Origin of the sequence: Bacillus paralicheniformis, assembly GCF_002993925.1 — a bacterium.
GTDB lineage: Bacteria > Bacillota > Bacilli > Bacillales > Bacillaceae > Bacillus > Bacillus paralicheniformis.
This window is the reverse complement of record NZ_CP023665.1, coordinates 613822-629840: the sequence shown is the minus strand read 5'-3', so window position 1 is coordinate 629840 and position 16019 is coordinate 613822. Positions and strand designations below refer to the sequence as shown.

The following is a 16019-nucleotide window of genomic DNA, read 5'->3' as shown; positions in this document are numbered from 1 at the left end:
GTCTCGTCTTGCGACGGCTTTTATAATTTATCATAGACAAGCCTGATCAGTCAACCCTTTTTTATGATTTCTTTTATTTTCCCTCCGCACTTGCCGCAAACGTAACGGCTTGTATCCATTTTCCGCTTTCGAAGAAACGTTTGTCCGCATGCTTCGCACTTGTATGTGCGCACTTTTCTTTGCGGCTTTTTCTCTCCTGCGAGCGGCGTGCAGAATCGCGGCGCACCGACTTCCTTTAATAGCGTTCTAAAATCTTTGTCGCGGTGCTTGTAGCCTTTTCCTTCAAGATGGAGGTGGTAATGGCACAATTCATGCTTGATGATGCCTTCAAGCTCATTTTGCCCGTGCTCTGTCAGGTATTTTTTATTCAGTTCAATATTGTGGGAATTCAGCAAATACCTGCCTCCGGTCGTTTTCAGGCGGCTGTTGAAGTAAGCGCGGTGCCGGAACGGTTTTTTAAAATATGTGAGCGAAAGCTGTTCTGTCAGCTGCTGCAGTTGTTGTTCGTCCATTGCTTCGGTCCACCTCATTTTTAAAAACATTGAACAGGACAAATTCCGGGCGGCATAAACTAATACACAACACCCATACTCTTATGATAAGAGCCTGAGGAGGGATGAGCAATGCCGAATTGGCTCAAAAGCCAGATGCAGAGAGCTTTTTATGAAAAAGATCATTACCAGATTAAATTGCTGAATCAGTGCTGGTATTTTTACAGAAAAAAACACTGCTGATAGACAGTGTTCATCGGAGCCCGAACGGAATTTCTTCTGTTTCCTCATCATCTTCACCGGTCCTTTTATCATCTCACACAATGGCGCCCGTTACTCCCCAAATGGAGCTGACCGCCCGATTTCGGGGAGCATGGGCGAATGATTCTTCTGCGGATGGACGAGCCGTTTATTCTTTTCTTTTGAACGGAAACCAGTTGGCTGAGCCGAAGATCCGAACCATCACAGGGACGAACAGCGGCAGCATGACGAATGCATACAGCAAGAGACCCGTCAATATTAGGGTGGCGATTTGCAGAAGCGATAAAACGCCGGACGGCAGCATTGCCGCGAAGGTTCCCGCCAAAATGACAGCAGCTGAAATAATAACGGACCCCATATTTTTCATCGATTCCATCATCGCCGTTTTAATATCCGTTCCCCGATATTCGTTAAAGCGTTCCATCAGGAAGATCGAATAGTCCACACCAAGCGCCATTAAAATCACGAATCCAAAGAAAGGCACCGCCCAGTTGAGGCCGGGATAGCCGAAAAACGCCGTGAAAATAAACTCGGTTATACCGATGGACGCAAAGTACGTCAAGATCAACGATCCGACCAAATACACCGGCATGACAATAGAACGGAACAGCAGGACGAGGATCAGGAAAATTCCGATCATCATATAGATCACCGTGTTGCTGAAATCCTGGTCTGACAGCTGCTTCAGATCGGCATTGATGCTGGAAACGCCGCCGACGCCAAACGATGCATCGTTCAAATGCGTATCGGGAAGAGCCCGTTTTACGGACGCTTCAATATCTTTAACATTAGCAATCGCTCCGTTTCCGTACGGATTGCCTTCCAATATCACATCGATCGTCGTGATATGGCGGTCGTCTGACATATAGGAATTAAACACCTGCTGAAACTGCTTGTTTTTCAGGACTTCCTTAGGGACAAACCAGCCGGACATTTCTTGATCCGATGCGTTTTTCAGCTGATCCAGGTAGTCGCCTGCTCCCATCAGACCGCTTGAAATTTTTTCGAGGCCGTCCACGCTTGAATTCAAACCTTTTGTTAATTGATCGAGCTGGCCGGCGAATTCTCCGACTTTTTCCTTCATCTGCTTTTGGCCTTCAGCGACATCGCCCGCTCCTGATTCGAGCTTAGGCAGCGAATCGGCGAGCTGTCCCTGCCCCTTCGATGTCTCTTCAAGTCCTTTTTCGATTTGGCCGAGGCCGTTGATCAGAGCATCGATTTTGCTTGTGTACACTTTTTGCTCTTCCTGCGCTTTTGCGATAAATGCATCTGCTGCTTCAAGCTGCTTTTTCGCGTTTGCCGCCTGCTTCGTGTAAACGGCCGCTTTCTGTGATCCCTGCTTGATTGCCGATGCAAGCTCTGTGTAAGAGCCTTTGATCGCTAAATAAGAAGGATTCTCCTTCACTTCGGGAATTTCGCTTTCAAGATTTTTGAAATTTTGATTTGTCTGCTCGATCATCTTTTGCACGTCAGCCGTTATGCCTTGGGCACTTTCTGCTTGTGACAATGCTGCTTTCAAGACTTTCGATATTTCTTTGTAGTTTTCGATTTGTCCATTTAATTGATCGACCTGCGCCGTCAGCTGTTTTTTCGCAGCTTGAATTTCTTTTTTCGCCCGGGCGACGCCTTCTTTGCTTTGGTCTGTACCGTCCTTCAGCTTTCTCATATTGGCTTCAACGTCGCTGATGCCGGCTTTAATCGATTCGGTTCCTTTGATCAGCTGATTGATTCCTTTTCCGGACGCTTCGATTTGCGGCTTCTGATCCGCGATCGACTTGCTCGCCTCGGCAAGCCCGTCTTTGATCTTTTTCAGACCTTTATTGCCGCTCTCAAGCCCTTTATTCAGTTCGTTTGCCTGTGTTTTGACATACAGGTCGCTCAGTCCTTTTCCGACCGGACGGGTCGCACTGCGAACTTTGCTGACGCCATTTGTCTGTTCAATGGCGCGGCTGATTTTTTCAATTGCGATCAGCCCGTCATTGGTATCGAGCGCATCCGATGTTTTGAGGACGACCGTGACCGGCAAAGATTCCCCAGGCCCGAACTTGTCGGAGATGGTGTTGAATGCACTGACGGATTCGTATTGATCTCCGATTTCATCAAGGCTGTTGTAGGAAAGCGTTCCTTTATACATTAAGATCGGCGGAACGGCCACGGCCGCTACGATCAACAGACTGATCAGCGGCTTACTGAATGCGAAACGCCCGGCGGTTTCCCATAGTTTTGACTGCGGATGCCCGATATTCCCTCTGACGGGCCAAAACAGCACTTTTCCCAAAACAGCCATGAAAAACGGCACGATCGTCAAAAGCGCCAAAATCAAGACTGCGACACCAACCGCTACTGCGACCGCAGATTTGTAAAGCTGGAATTCGGCGAAGCCGATGCAAGTAAAACCGATCAAAACGGCGAATCCGCTGAACAGAACGGTTTTTCCCGCCGTTTTATACGTTGTCAGGATAGCTTCAATCTTGTCTTTCCCGTGAGCAAGCTCTTCCTTAAAACGGCTTAAAAGAAGAATGCAGTAATCTGTCCCGATTCCGAACATGATCGCCACCATGAAAATTTGCGTAAACGTGGACAGCGGAAAATCAGCGTATTCGACAAGATAGGCGACGACGGACTGGCTCACAAGGTAGGAAAGCGCGACCGCCAAGAGCGGGACAAAAGGCGCAACCGCAGAACGGAAGACGAGAATCAATACGATTAAAATAAAACCGACCGTGATATATTCGGTCTTCTTCAGGCCTTCCTGTGAGCTTGTTATAACATCATCATCAATGAGCGGCTGTCCGGTCATCTCGTAGTCAAGCTTTAAAGTTTTGAGCTTTTCATTTACCTTTGCTTTAAAATCGGCCGCACTGATTTTGTTCGCATCAAATGTGACAGGTACGAGCAGCGTCGTTCGATCCTTTGACAACAGCTGCTTTTGAATATCCTCCTCCGCATCAAAGTATGATGTAATATCTGAGACGTGAAGGGAGGAATCCTTTTCTAAAATGGTGATCGCTTTTTTTAAAGCCGCCTCCCGGTTCGGCAGGAGCTGTTTGTCCTGAAATACGACGACAACCGATTTGTCCGTATCCCCGTCTTTTGACATTTGTTCGAGAAGCTTGTTCGCGTAAGAAGACGGATAGCCTTCAGGGACCGCTATCTGGCCCTTCTCCTTTGTTAATTGCCCCATATCAGGCGCCGTGATGAATAAGACGGCGGCCATTGCAATCCAGAGCGCCGCAATGATCCATCTCGCCTTTATAATCGTTCTCATTGACGTTTTATTCCTCCTCTATGAGCTGTGCGGGTTTTTCATTAAAAAAAGACGGCTGGTTGCTGCCGTCAGACAAAACATTCGTGTTTTGCTGATCAACATGAAAGCCGTCGTACTTTTTATATCGGCTTTCTAATACATTAGTAAATTGTTCTTTTGAAACTCCAATTTCCTATTTCACGGCCGAATCGCTTAAGGGGAAATGCACTAAATTCATCGAATCCGTTCTTTTTGTAAAACGATCGATTTAAATTCGTGTTGGTGATTAAAGCGAGGATCCCGCCTCCGTTTCTTCGGATGAAAGGGACCAGGCAGTCATTGATCATCTTGCTGCCGAAACTTTTGCCCTGATGGAAGCAGGAGACCCCCAACGCCTCCAAATACCATTTCTGCTGTTTGATGCCCTTGTACGATCTTTTCGCCTCTTCCGCCACATTCACCATATTCCATACCGCGGAAAGGCCCCCTTTTATAAATAACTTTATTCCTCCGGCTGATATATAATCCATCACTCCAACGTCTGGATCATCCCGATGTTTTAAGAGGGCCGCGGTGACGATCTCACCATTCACAACACCGATAAAGCACCCCCGCCTATTTATATATGCCTGAGTGATGACTTTATGCAGTTCATAAAAGAATTCGGGGTTTTTCTTTTCGGGTCTTACAAGCAAATCCATAAACGGATAGTTGTCAAAAGACTCATGAAACAGTTGTGCCACCTCGTCCAAATGATCAGCTGAAGCCAGACGATATTGAATCATTGAAAACCTCCTCGAAAATATGAACAGCTATTGATTAATAAACACATGTTCATTATAATTTGAAGCAAAAGCAATGTTCAATCGGCAATCGTGATTGAGCTGTTCAATAATGAACAACACATGAAAATTTGTCTATAAACGGAGGGCAAAACGATGGAGGACAGAAGATCAATCAAGACGAAAAGAGCGATAAAAGAGGCTTTTTTAAAACTGCTCCATGAGAAAGAAATCAATAAAATCACCGTTTCTGATTTATCGAGGCGCGCGGATTTAGGACGCGGAACCTTTTATCTTCATTATAAAGATATTTTTGACTTGTATGAACAAATAGAAAATGAATTGTTTGATCAGCTGGGGAGATTTTACGATGATTATTTTCCGAGCGAAGATCCGCACAATTTGCTCACCTTCATCGAAAAAACGACCGAATATATTTATCAAAACGCTGCGATTTTCACTTTATTGACGAAACCGAAAGGAAACATTTTGACCATCAATAAATTTAAAGACTTTTTCCAGAGGAAAATTTTTGAAGAATTGAGCATGATAGAGCAATCGGAAAACGAGGTTACATGTGATGAAATGGAAATATCATTTGTCGTCTCGGGAGTGGTCGGCGTTTTGGAGGAATGGATCAATGAAGGGATGGTTCAGACGCCGGCTCATGTGGCTGGCGTCATCCACCGCATTCTGTTAAAAATCGGAGTGTAAAAGATCAGCCCGCCGGAGAAACAAAGCTCCGGCAAGCTGGACTATCGATCCCTCACCATTGATAAGGATACCCTTCCTTTTGCAGCATCGACATCTTCCACCCATACGGTAACAATGTCCCCGACCGATACCACGTCAAGCGGATGCTTGACGAAGGAATGGCTGAGCTTGGAAATGTGGACGAGCCCGTCCTGTTTCACGCCGATGTCGACAAATGCCCCGAAGTCAACGACGTTCCGCACTGTCCCCTGCAGTTCCATCCCTTCTTTTAAGTCCTCCAATTGAAGCACATCGGTTTTTAAGAGCGGTTTAGGGACTTCATCCCTCGGATCGCGCTCAGGCCTTGTCAGCTGGGCGCAAATGTCTTTCAGAGTGATTTCCCCGATTCCAAGCTGTTCTGCTGCTTCGGAAATATTCAGTTCGTTGATTTTGTCCTGAAGCTCTCTTGTACCGATGTCGGCTGTTGATAGGCCGAGCTTTTTCAGAAGCTCTCTCGTCTCCTTATAGCTCTCAGGGTGGATGCCTGTGCGGTCGAGCGGTTCACCGCCGTCAGGCACCCTTAAAAAGCCGATGCATTGCTCATACGTTTTCGCGCCCAGGCGTGGAATGTCTTTCAGCTCTTTCCTGCTCGTGAATTTTCCGATTTCATCCCGCTTTTTGACGATGTTGGCCGCGACTGTTTTCGATAGTCCGGCTACATATTGCAAGAGCGCGGCTGACGCCGTATTCACGTTGACGCCGACTTTGTTGACGACGGTTTCCACCACGAAGCGGAGCGAGTCGTTTAGTTTTTTCTGGCTGACATCGTGCTGGTACTGGCCGACACCGACCGATTTGGGATCGATTTTGACAAGTTCGGCGAGCGGGTCCTGGAGTCTGCGTGCGATCGACACGGCGCTCCGTTCTTCAACCTGCAGATCCGGGAATTCTTCCCTCGCAAGCTCTGATGCCGAGTAGACGCTGGCTCCCGCTTCATTGACAATCAGATAGTACACCTTTCTGTCGATGTCCTTCAAAAGATCGGCGATAAATTGTTCCGTCTCTCTTGATGCCGTTCCGTTCCCGATGGCGATGACCTCAATTTGAAAATCTTCGATGATGCGTTTCACTTTTTCAATGGCCGCGCTTTTTTTATTGACGGGAGGGTGCGGATATATGACATCGATCTTGAGCATCTTTCCCGTCTCATCGACAACTGCAAGCTTGCAGCCCGTGCGGAATGCCGGATCGACGCCGAGAACGAGCTTTCCTTTCATCGGCGGCTGCAGCAGCAGCTTGCGCAGATTCTCGGCAAAAATGTGAATCGCTTGATCTTCCGCCTTTTCCGTCAATTCTTTTCTGATTTCTCTTTCGATGGACGGCTGAATGAGGCGCTTATAGCCGTCTTCGATTGCGCTTTTCAGCACATCTTGAGCACTTGTTTGCTTGTGTTGTAAAATTCGTTTTTCCAAGTAAGCTTGAATGCGGTCTGCTGGCGGCTCGACCGACACTCTCAAAATCTCCTCTTTTTCGCCGCGGTTAACCGCAAGCACGCGATGAGGAACGATTTTTTGAATCGGCTCTTCATATTCATAATACATTTCATAGATTTTCTTCTCATCAGCTTCGGCGTCTCTCACCGCGGATTTCAGCGTTCCTCTTTTAAAAGTCTCCTGCCGGATCCACTTTCTGTATTCCGGTTCGTCTGAGATCCGTTCAGCCAGTATGTTTTTTGCTCCTTCAAGCGCTTCTTCGGCGCTCATGACTTCCTTTTCTTCATTTATGTACTTGCGTGCTTCGGCTATTACGTCTTCGTTGCGCGGGAGCGAGATGATGAAATCAGCCAAAGGTTCAAGGCCTTTGCTTTTGGCGATCGTCGCCTTCGTTTTTCGTTTTTGTTTAAATGGTCTGTATAAGTCTTCAACTTCCTGGAGCTTGTCCGCTTTTTCGATATCGAGCTTCAGCTGTCCGGTCAGCTTACCCTGTTCGTCGATCAGCCGGATGACTTCGTCTTTCCGCTGATTTAAATGCTGGATGTATCCCCAGCGTTCGGAGATTGTTTGAATTTGGACTTCATCCATGGAGCCCGTTTGTTCTTTGCGGTATCTCGCGATAAAGGGAACGGTGTTTCCGTCCTCTAACAATTGAATGACACTCTCGACATGCTTTGACGCAAGCTCTGTTTCTTTTGCGATTTGTTTGACGATTAACGCTAAAGTATCCATTGTAGCCTCCAAAAGAATGTTGTCTTCTTAGTGTACCAAAACAAACAGAAAAACACCTATATCAAAGGGCAGCTTCTTTAAAAAAGCTGTCCGATGATATAGGTGAGATCGTCTTTTCCCATTAGTGTGTATGATTCAAGCTGATTCGATATATCTCCAGGTGTGTGGTGCTGTTTTAAATAAGACCGGAGAGCGGGTACTTCCAATCCGTCTGAATAAATGATGAATCTTGACCCTTTTTCATACGTGTAGGTGAATGTTTTGTATGTTTGCGGCTTTCCCGACATGTATCCCGTCACAGGGAGAGGGTGGATATATTTGTCCGAAGGAGCGTACAAGATAAAGCGGATATTGCCTACAGAGCTGTAAGCAATCGTTCTTGTTCGAAAATCGGCTTTTAAAATCGCCACAGTTGCGCCGCGCTTATGTTTCAGCTCTTGATTGCACCGTTCCATCAAGCTTGCGACTTCTTCATGACCGTGCTCTTCGACAACTTCGCTGATAACCGCGGAGGATTCTTGTGCCATCGCACCGCTGCCAAGCCCGTCGGCCAGCGCGCACACCATAGTTTCGTCAGTCGCATGGAAATAAAAACTGTCTCCGCAGACGGCTTTTCCTTCTTTAGGAAGCTGATAAACAAGCGCTTGCATATGTTCATTCGACTCAGTCCAAATCATGGTTTAAGCTCCATAAACGGATCTTCAGCCAACGCTTCCCGCAGCTTTTTGACAGCTTTGCGCTGCAGACGTGAGACGTGCATTTGCGATATGCCCAGCATGTCACCGGTTTCTTTTTGGCTTTTGTTTTGAATGTAAGTCAGCTCAATGATTTGCTTTTCGCGGTCGGACAGTACGTGCAATACGCTTTCAAGCATCAGCTTTTGGTTCACCTTTTCATAGCCTTCCTCCTGCGAGCCGACGATGTCGAGGATCGTCACCGTGCTGCCGTCTGCATCCGCTTCAATGCTGTGGTCGACGGAAAGCGCCTGATAGCTTTTGCCCATCTCCATTGTTTCCAGCACTTCTTCTTCTGTGACGTCAAGAAACTCGGCAATCTCATCGACTTTTGGGGACCTTTGCGTTTCATTCGTTAAATGATCCACCGCCATTTTAATTCTCGGCCCGAGCTCCTTGATCCTTCTCGGAACGTGGACGCTCCAGGTTTTATCACGGAGAAACCGTTTGATTTCTCCGATAATGGTCGGAATCGCAAACGCTTCAAACGATTTTCCCACATCGGGATCATAGCGTTTGATGGCTCCAAGCAATCCGAGCATCCCAACCTGGCATAAATCTTCATGAAAGCTTTTTCCTTTTGAGTATTTTTTGGCGAGTGTTTCCACCAGATTTTTATATGTCTGAACAAGGGTCAGCTGAGCGTCTTCATCCTGGCTATCCTGATATTTTTTGATCAGCGTGTCGACTTCGGTTTTAGTTAGTTTCGTAGTTTTGGACGGTTGTGCCATCATCAACTCGCTCCCTGTTTAAGAACTTTGTCATCGAGACGGTTACGCCTGAGTCAATCTGGACACGCACTTCATCCATGAGCGTCTCCATTAAATATAAACCGAGCCCTCCTTCTGACAATTGATCTACCGTATGTTCAGGGGAATATGGCCCCAGCCCTTTCTGTTTATCGTGAATGTCAAAACTGTCTCCCTGATCTGCGACGATGATTTCGAGGCGGTCTTCAAACACGCCGAATCTGACGGAGACCTCTCCAGTTTTGTCTGCTTTATAAGCATGCTGCACAGCGTTTGTGCACGCTTCGCTGACCGCAATTTTCAAATCTTCGATGTCATCATAAGAATACCCCATCTTGCTTGCAATCCCCGACAGGGTTAAACGAATGATTCCTACGTATTCAGGTTTGGCAGGTGACTTCATTTCAATGTAATCAGCTGCTCTCTTCATTATAATCCACCCTCTGACTTTCCAGAAATATCAATGATGTCCTTTAAGCCTGTAATATCAAACAAACGGATCAAACGCTCTGACAGATTTTCAAGCACTAAAGAACCCCCAGTTCTGTTTACCGCTTTGTAAATGCCGACAAATACACCCAGCCCTGTACTGTCCATATATGAAACGTCTTTCAGAGAAACTTTGAGATCTTTTCCTTCTTCCGCGAGCGGCATCAACTCATCCCGCAATGCCGGGGCCGTATGCACATCAATTTCGCCCGCCACTTTTACTTCTATCACATGATCATTTTTTTTCGTATCAACTGCCAAATTCACAATATCACCTCTGGTTCTCTTAATGAGCTACTGGTTTATTACCCAGCGAAGAGAAACTTTAAACCTTTCTTTTGAAAACAATGAGAGTAAAATCGTCATGAAGCTGAAAATCCTGAAGCTTGAGCAGATGTTCGTATATACAGTCAACCATTTGCTGAGCCGGTTTCTCCATATGTACAGTGATCAGGTTCTGCAAGTCAGACCGCTCCAAAAATCCGCTGTCTGTCCGGCATTCGGTTACACCATCTGAAAAAAGAACGATCATATCGCCAATATCCAGTTTTTGCTCGTACTGCTCATAGTCGTATTGTGATGAAATGCCAAGAACGAGGCCTTTTGCGTTTAAATCGTAAAATTTATTTTCCCTGCAAGAATAATAAAAGCCAGGTTCATGACCGGCAGATGAAAACGTAAATAGGTGTTTTTGAAGATGATAATTGCCATAAAACATTGTAATAAACATGCTAGGGTCCACATTTTGTTCGACGACCCTGTTCAGGTTTTTCAGCACCTGTGAAGGAGACGTGCCCGAATCCGGCAGAGAGTCCATCGCATATTTGATCATCGACATGCATAACGCGGCCGGTATTCCTTTTCCGATCACATCTGCAATGGCGATGTTAATCGATTCCTTGTCCCGTACAAAATGATAATAATCACCGCTCATTTGCTTAGCCGGAACACTGACCGCTCCGATTTCGAGCGCTTCAACTTTCGGGATCTTCGTCTCGAGCAGCGTTTGCTGAACATTTGCAGCAATTTCGATTTCCGATTTAATTTCCTGCTGAATTCCTCTTAATGTCTGATGTTCTTGATAGGCCAAACCGTATCCAATCATCACTTCAATTAAAAAATCGAGAGAATGGAACACATGGTCCGGAAGATCCGGATATAATTCAGACAGAACTTTTCGGTGTATGCTGATAATCTCTTCCGGCGGCACTTGATATTCAATCGTTTTTCTGCTGAATTTCTGTCCCTGATAAAGGGATGTCTCTGTTAATTCAGATATATAACGGCTAAGCAGCTGTCGATAGCGCTGCTCAATCACTTCCCTGAAATCCATTCCTTCCCTCCTACCGCAGCCACTTTATGGCTTGTATATCCGTTCCATTTTCCGCGTCCGAATGCAATTCAAATTGGTCCATCAGACGCTTTACTCCCGGCAGGCCCGCTCCGAGACCGCCAGAGGTTGAAAAACCATCTTCCATCACTTTTTTGATGTCAGCGATTCCCGGCCCCTCATCCTCCGCTACGATTTTCAACCCCTTTTTTCCTTCTTCCTGAACCTGTTCGATGCAGATTCGGCCTTTTCCGGCATACAAATAAATATTACGCGCCAACTCTGAGATGGCTGTTGTGATTCTGGCCTGGTCCACTGTGCCGAACCCCAGTTCTTTTGCGACATTTCGCCCGAGCTGTCTGGCGGCCACTATGTCCCATTCTGTCAAAATCTTCACACAGGATTGGTTTGCCATATTTATTCCCCCAATTCCCGCTGCAATGTCTCGAGCCCCTTTTCGAGATCGAGCGCCGTCTCGATCTCGTCCAAAGAAATGCCGAGTTCAATCAATGTCACCGCAACAGCCGGCTGGATGCCAGTCAGAACGACTTTGGCGCCCATCAGTTTTGACATTGAAATGACATCGCCAAGTACTTTGGCGATGAATGAATCGATGATGTCCACTGAAGTCAGGTCGATCACCACTCCGTTCGAACCGGTTTCATATATTTTGTTCAGCAGGTCCTCTTGGAATTTCAGAGCGGTTTGGTCATCGAGCTCTACTTGAATGGATACCAATAAACAGTTATATAGCTTCAAAATTGGAATGTTAGGTACCCTCAAAGATTATTCCTCCAATGAAACAATTTTTCTGTCTGTCATTTCTAATGCGGTTTGAATTCCTTTTTGCAGGGTATTTTTTGTAATAACCTGAGTTAAATCGATTCCCAAATTCACAATCGTCTGTGCGATTTCCGGGCGGATTCCGACGAGCAGGCATTTAGCGCCGACCAGTCTGACGGCTTCGGAAGCCTGCATGATGTGGTGTGCGACCATCGTATCGACGACAGGCACGCCCGTAATGTCAATGAGGACGACTTCAGACCGGTGTTTGACGACGCCGCTCAACAGGTTTTCCATAATCTTTTTGGCCCTCTCCGTGTCGATCGTGCCGACGAGAGGCATAACCGTAATATTTTCAAAAACCGGGATCAGCGGCGCCGAGAGCTCCTGTAATGCGACCCTTTGCAGAGCGACGGTTTTCTCCCAGGAGATCGCATACTGATTCAAGATTTCGCTGTTGATCGGTTCGATAAATTTATCGATTTCCCAAATCAGATCATAGCATTGCTGATCTTCCGGGACGTCCTTGTTCATTTCATAGTACAGGTGCTTCCAAAAAGCTGATAATCCCGACGACAGAAGCTTCAACGGAACGCCGAGCTGTACGGCTTTTGAAGAAAACTGGTAGATGGTGTCGATCGATTTTTCATTCCCGTCCCCGGATTCATTCATGAGGATATGAATGTATTCATTGCTGATCGTCTCGTACATGTGTTCAGTCAGCTTCACGTTTGTCATGTTGTTGTTTAGGTCTTTCAGAATATCCGCCAAATTCCCGGCGAGTACATTTTGGTGTTCCGAGATAAATTTTAACACTGCTTGATTCGACATGTTCATCCCCCTAACTACATCTGATAACATTTTTTGGACTAACAGTTCCATTATATCGTTTGTTATTTTTGAACACAAAAAAAGTTGCTCTTTCGCCTCGAGCAACTTTCATCAATATTAAAAATCAATGAGTGCCAAACTGATTTGTAAGGCTTCGTTGACCTTTTCCATCATTTCATCATCGAGATGGGTGATTTTGTCCGTTAATCTTTGCTTGTCAATCGTCCGAATTTGTTCGAGCAATATAACGGAATCTCTTTCAAAACCGTAGCGTTTCGCATCAATTTCGACGTGGGTAGGTAATTTTGCTTTCTGTATTTGGGCTGTTATGGCTGCAACAATAGCAGTTGGGCTGAAGCGATTGCCGATGTTGTTTTGAATCACTAAAACCGGGCGCACCCCGCCTTGTTCTGAGCCAACAACAGGAGATAGGTCAGCAAAATAAACATCGCCGCGTTTAACAATCAAATGATTATCCTCCGCTTACTAAGCGCTCTACTGTGTTTTCAGCCTCATACTCTGCAAATTGAGCCTCAGAAGAGATGTTCAAATTAATCTTGGCCATCTCCATATAACCGCGTCTCATCGATTCCCGAATTTGTCGATTTTTGCGCTCGCGCAAATACATTTTTGTGGCTTGGTAAATCAGTTCATTTCTGCTCCCGTTATCTTGCATGACGACACCATCCAGTTCTGATACTAAAGCTTCTGGCAAGCGAATCAATATTTCAGTTGTTGCGCTGGATTCAGACAAAAACATACACCTCCACCAAACTTACGGATACAACACTCTATCCATTCCATCCATAATGATATCATTATTCTTTTCGCAAGCAAAGTTGTTTTTCCGCTAATTCATCAATTTTCAGGATTGATCAGGCAAGATCGGATTCCTTATTTCCATTATACTCCCATTTTCCAAAAACATACGGGGCACCCTTGAACTTATCATACAGGTAATTTCATAATTGATCGTCTGCAAATGTTGGGCGATTTCGTCGACTGAAATCCATTCGTCTTTTTGCTTCCCGATCAAGGTAACCTTTGTGCCGACAGGGTATTCTTCGGCGAGGGAAATCATGAACTGGTCCATGCAGATTCTCCCTGCTATTTTTTGGCGTTTTCCGTCGATCAGCACTTCCGTCCCGGCCAGGCGCCTCAGCCATCCATCAGCATACCCGACGGGAACTGTCCCGATCCATTCGTCGCGTTTGGCCGTATATGTCGCCCCGTAGCTGACGCTCTCGCCTTTTTTAATTTTTTTCACATGGGTGAGTTCGGTATGAAGCGAAAACACTTCCCGCAGACGAAACGGCAGCTCGTCTTTTATTTCGGTTGACGGCGCCAAACCGTACATGCCGATGCCGAAGCGGACGGCATTAAAGAGCTGTTCCCTGAAGCGCAGACCCGCGGCGCTGTTTGACGAATGCACCATTAAACTGTCAAGCGGGAGAGGGCTGATCAGTTCTTTAAAGCGGTCAAGCTGCATGTCGAAATAATCGGTATCCTTTTCGTCCGCCGTCGCGAAATGAGTGAACACGCCCGTACAATTGAGTTTATCGCTCGATTCGGTCATCTCCATCATTTCTTTGATCTCTTCTTCCGTTTTGCAGCCAAGGCGGCCCATGCCCGTGTCGATCTTCAAATGATATTCAAGAGGAGCTTCGGTCTCACCGAGAAAACCGAGCACGTCTTTCAGCCAGCCGGCTGAGTAGCCCGTCACGGTAATGCGCTTTTCCGCGGCAATGCCGGCATATTCGGGCGGCACTGCGCCGAGGACAAGAATCGGTTCTTCAATCCCCTGCGCTCTCAGCGAAAGCGCTTCATCCAGTAAAGCCACAGCAAGAATGGACGCCCCTTCTGCAAGAGCCGCCTTCGCTACCTGTGCATCCCCGTGTCCGTAGGCATTCGCTTTAACGACGGCCATCAAGTGGACATGCTCGCCGATGTGCCGCTTCATATTGCGCACGTTTTCTTTTAAAGCCGTTAAATCGATTTCGGCCCATGTCTTTCTATAGAATGGTTTTAAGCTCATCATGACACTTCCTGTTCCTTGTTTCAATCGTCCTTCCCATCATACTAAAAAGTTCGGAGAAAGGGAAATTTTGTACGGGAACAACTGCCCAGAACAAGAGAAAAATTGCTGGCACGCTATACATTTTACGGAAAAACTGTCGAAAACATACGCTTGCGCCGGAAATATAAAAACAGCCTGCTTTCCGCTTCAGGGCGGAAAACAGGCTGCTGGATAGGCACAGTCTATTTTGAAGACTGGCCTTGCATGCTTTTGGCAACCATCAGAAGTTCATCTTGAGAAAGGTCTTCTGATGAGATGAAATAGTCGACTCCGTCATAAGTCCATGACAACGATTTATCCGTCAGTGCGCCGACCGTGAAGCCGAGGTCAACCGGCTCTCCGTTCATGGACACAGAAGTAGATGTTTTGGCGACGCGGGCTTTTTCCTGAATCAATGTAAAGGACTTTTCACCGCCGTATGTGATGACGATTCGTTTGCCGTCTTCAGTCGCCATTTCTTTCTCCTCAAGTTTTTTCACGCCCTGAGGCACATCGAGCGGCGTTTTGACGGCGAAAGAGTCTGACACGTCCGCGCTTGTCGCTACGTCAATTTGAGACAGCGTCATATTTTTCTTTTCATCAAATGCGTCTTTATCGAGCGGCTTATCGAATTCAAAGCTTGTAAACTCAACCTTTACCATCGGTTTGCGGTCCGTGTCCATCACCTTAACCGATGAAGGAGCCATGTTTTTTTTATGGAAAACGATTTCCTGGGTCGGCAGCATCTGATTATGCTGATAATTCGTTTTCGTTTCAAAAATGTATTTTGAATCCTTTGCGGAAAAAGAAGCTTCCCCATCATTTTTGACATCTTTTACGAGCGATTCGAATAAGTATACTTGGCTGCTGTTATTAGGCCAGTCGCTGTGGAAGCGGAAGCTTTTATTCAGCGACGGAGTCAAAACAAACACGCCGTTTTCATTGCGCAAGATCACCTGGCTCTGGTCTTTTTTCGGGTTTTCCAAATAGACCCGGTAAAGAGAAGGTTTTTTATGCCAGATTTCCACATTGTACTCCTGCGGTTCATTTCCCGTTTCAATCGTCATTTTCGCTTTTGCCTTATAGGACGTGTATTCTTTTGCCTTCTTATCGAGCCCCGTCACAACATCTTCTTGCGATTTTTGGCCGCAGGCAGAAAGCATAAGGATTACAAGCAGCCCCGTTAAAAGCAAAACAAAGCTTTTTCTCACCTTTTTTCAACCCCTTTTTAATCATTGATGTAAAAAGGAAGAAACCGCTTGTTCGACTTTAACGGTACGCCATAAGAACAGGGCCGGCTGTATCGGCGTGCGTACCATAAAAGCCTGCAACGACTCGTCTCCCTTAT

General features: G+C 46.3%; 18 protein-coding genes. 2 read left to right on the top strand and 16 right to left on the bottom strand.

Annotation, left to right across the window (positions count from 1 at the left end; translation table 11 throughout):
* Positions 1-50 precede the first annotated feature (50 nt).
* Complete coding sequence (locus CP943_RS03215; RefSeq protein ID WP_023857851.1) at positions 51-512, bottom strand: SprT family protein; 462 nt, start codon at positions 510-512, stop codon at positions 51-53.
* A 111-nt stretch (positions 513-623) separates the two neighbouring features.
* On the opposite strand from CP943_RS03215, the gene cmpA reads away from it, so the two are divergent.
* A complete protein-coding gene (cmpA, locus tag CP943_RS03210; protein WP_023857852.1) occupies positions 624-734 on the top strand; it encodes a cortex morphogenetic protein CmpA in 111 nt (36 codons plus the stop codon).
* Between the two features lie 166 nt (positions 735-900).
* Here the strand turns inward: cmpA and CP943_RS03205 are convergent, their stop codons facing one another.
* Both CP943_RS03205 and CP943_RS03200 read right to left on the bottom strand, forming a co-directional pair.
* Positions 901-4020, bottom strand: coding sequence for an MMPL family transporter (locus CP943_RS03205; RefSeq protein WP_101561594.1), 3120 nt, complete (start codon positions 4018-4020; stop codon positions 901-903).
* Between the two features lie 140 nt (positions 4021-4160).
* On the bottom strand, positions 4161-4784 hold the full coding sequence (locus CP943_RS03200) for a GNAT family N-acetyltransferase (protein ID WP_023857855.1): 624 nt from the start codon (positions 4782-4784) through the stop codon (positions 4161-4163).
* A 153-nt stretch (positions 4785-4937) separates the two neighbouring features.
* Here CP943_RS03200 and CP943_RS03195 point away from each other — a divergent pair, with 153 nt between their 5' ends.
* Positions 4938-5495, top strand: coding sequence for a TetR/AcrR family transcriptional regulator (locus CP943_RS03195; protein ID WP_020450267.1), 558 nt, complete (start codon positions 4938-4940; stop codon positions 5493-5495).
* Positions 5496-5536: 41 nt separating this feature from the next.
* On the opposite strand, the gene CP943_RS03190 is transcribed toward CP943_RS03195, so the two are convergent.
* The 13 genes from CP943_RS03190 to CP943_RS03130 form a co-directional block, all read right to left on the bottom strand.
* Positions 5537-7699, bottom strand: coding sequence for a Tex family protein (locus CP943_RS03190; protein ID WP_105980730.1), 2163 nt, complete (start codon positions 7697-7699; stop codon positions 5537-5539).
* Between the two features lie 77 nt (positions 7700-7776).
* Complete coding sequence (locus tag CP943_RS03185; RefSeq protein ID WP_023857857.1) at positions 7777-8376, bottom strand: PP2C family serine/threonine-protein phosphatase; 600 nt, start codon at positions 8374-8376, stop codon at positions 7777-7779.
* Positions 8373-9164 carry an RNA polymerase sigma factor SigB gene (gene sigB, locus CP943_RS03180; protein ID WP_023857858.1) on the bottom strand — a complete coding sequence of 264 codons (792 nt, stop codon included), beginning with the start codon at positions 9162-9164 and terminating at the stop codon, positions 8373-8375. The genes CP943_RS03185 and sigB overlap by 4 nt, the downstream gene beginning before the upstream one ends.
* On the bottom strand, positions 9130-9612 hold the full coding sequence (rsbW, locus tag CP943_RS03175) for an anti-sigma B factor RsbW (RefSeq protein ID WP_020450263.1): 483 nt from the start codon (positions 9610-9612) through the stop codon (positions 9130-9132). The genes sigB and rsbW overlap by 35 nt, the downstream gene beginning before the upstream one ends.
* Positions 9612-9938: an anti-sigma factor antagonist gene (locus CP943_RS03170; RefSeq protein WP_020450262.1), complete on the bottom strand. Its 327-nt coding sequence runs from the start codon at positions 9936-9938 to the stop codon at positions 9612-9614. The genes rsbW and CP943_RS03170 overlap by 1 nt, the downstream gene beginning before the upstream one ends.
* A 58-nt stretch (positions 9939-9996) precedes the next feature.
* The gene (locus tag CP943_RS03165) at positions 9997-11004 is read right to left on the bottom strand and encodes a PP2C family protein-serine/threonine phosphatase (protein ID WP_105980729.1); all 1008 of its coding nucleotides are present in this window, start codon (positions 11002-11004) and stop codon (positions 9997-9999) included.
* A 10-nt stretch (positions 11005-11014) separates the two neighbouring features.
* Positions 11015-11416, bottom strand: coding sequence for an anti-sigma regulatory factor (locus CP943_RS03160; protein ID WP_020450260.1), 402 nt, complete (start codon positions 11414-11416; stop codon positions 11015-11017).
* A gap of 2 nt (positions 11417-11418) precedes the next feature.
* Entirely contained in the window at positions 11419-11784 is a 366-nt protein-coding gene (locus CP943_RS03155) for an STAS domain-containing protein (RefSeq protein ID WP_020450259.1), read from the bottom strand.
* 3 nt (positions 11785-11787) lie between these two features.
* Positions 11788-12615, bottom strand: coding sequence for an RsbT co-antagonist protein RsbRA (locus tag CP943_RS03150; RefSeq protein ID WP_025810067.1), 828 nt, complete (start codon positions 12613-12615; stop codon positions 11788-11790).
* A gap of 117 nt (positions 12616-12732) precedes the next feature.
* Positions 12733-13083, bottom strand: a complete 351-nt coding sequence (gene ndoA / locus CP943_RS03145; RefSeq protein WP_003179128.1) for a type II toxin-antitoxin system endoribonuclease NdoA — start codon at positions 13081-13083, stop codon at positions 12733-12735.
* Positions 13084-13087: 4 nt separating this feature from the next.
* A complete protein-coding gene (locus CP943_RS03140) occupies positions 13088-13369 on the bottom strand; it encodes a CopG family ribbon-helix-helix protein (RefSeq protein WP_006638778.1) in 282 nt (93 codons plus the stop codon).
* Between the two features lie 111 nt (positions 13370-13480).
* Positions 13481-14650, bottom strand: a complete 1170-nt coding sequence (gene alr, locus CP943_RS03135) for an alanine racemase (RefSeq protein ID WP_026580588.1) — start codon at positions 14648-14650, stop codon at positions 13481-13483.
* Positions 14651-14874: 224 nt separating this feature from the next.
* Positions 14875-15834 carry a LolA family protein gene (locus CP943_RS03130; protein ID WP_164468292.1) on the bottom strand — a complete coding sequence of 320 codons (960 nt, stop codon included), beginning with the start codon at positions 15832-15834 and terminating at the stop codon, positions 14875-14877.
* Positions 15835-16019 lie beyond the last annotated feature (185 nt).

Coding starts and splice junctions, on each gene's coding strand:
- CP943_RS03215 (WP_023857851.1), bottom strand. CDS start 512: ATGGACGAACAACAACTGCAGCAGCTGACAGAACAGCTTTCGCTCACA.
- cmpA (WP_023857852.1), top strand. CDS start 624: ATGCCGAATTGGCTCAAAAGCCAGATGCAGAGAGCTTTTTATGAAAAA.
- CP943_RS03205 (WP_101561594.1), bottom strand. CDS start 4,020: ATGAGAACGATTATAAAGGCGAGATGGATCATTGCGGCGCTCTGGATT.
- CP943_RS03200 (WP_023857855.1), bottom strand. CDS start 4,784: ATGATTCAATATCGTCTGGCTTCAGCTGATCATTTGGACGAGGTGGCA.
- CP943_RS03195 (WP_020450267.1), top strand. CDS start 4,938: ATGGAGGACAGAAGATCAATCAAGACGAAAAGAGCGATAAAAGAGGCT.
- CP943_RS03190 (WP_105980730.1), bottom strand. CDS start 7,699: ATGGATACTTTAGCGTTAATCGTCAAACAAATCGCAAAAGAAACAGAG.
- CP943_RS03185 (WP_023857857.1), bottom strand. CDS start 8,376: ATGATTTGGACTGAGTCGAATGAACATATGCAAGCGCTTGTTTATCAG.
- sigB (WP_023857858.1), bottom strand. CDS start 9,164: ATGGCACAACCGTCCAAAACTACGAAACTAACTAAAACCGAAGTCGAC.
- rsbW (WP_020450263.1), bottom strand. CDS start 9,612: ATGAAGAGAGCAGCTGATTACATTGAAATGAAGTCACCTGCCAAACCT.
- CP943_RS03165 (WP_105980729.1), bottom strand. CDS start 11,004: ATGGATTTCAGGGAAGTGATTGAGCAGCGCTATCGACAGCTGCTTAGC.
- CP943_RS03160 (WP_020450260.1), bottom strand. CDS start 11,416: ATGGCAAACCAATCCTGTGTGAAGATTTTGACAGAATGGGACATAGTG.
- CP943_RS03150 (WP_025810067.1), bottom strand. CDS start 12,615: ATGTCGAATCAAGCAGTGTTAAAATTTATCTCGGAACACCAAAATGTA.
- alr (WP_026580588.1), bottom strand. CDS start 14,650: ATGAGCTTAAAACCATTCTATAGAAAGACATGGGCCGAAATCGATTTA.
- CP943_RS03130 (WP_164468292.1), bottom strand. CDS start 15,834: ATGCTTTCTGCCTGCGGCCAAAAATCGCAAGAAGATGTTGTGACGGGG.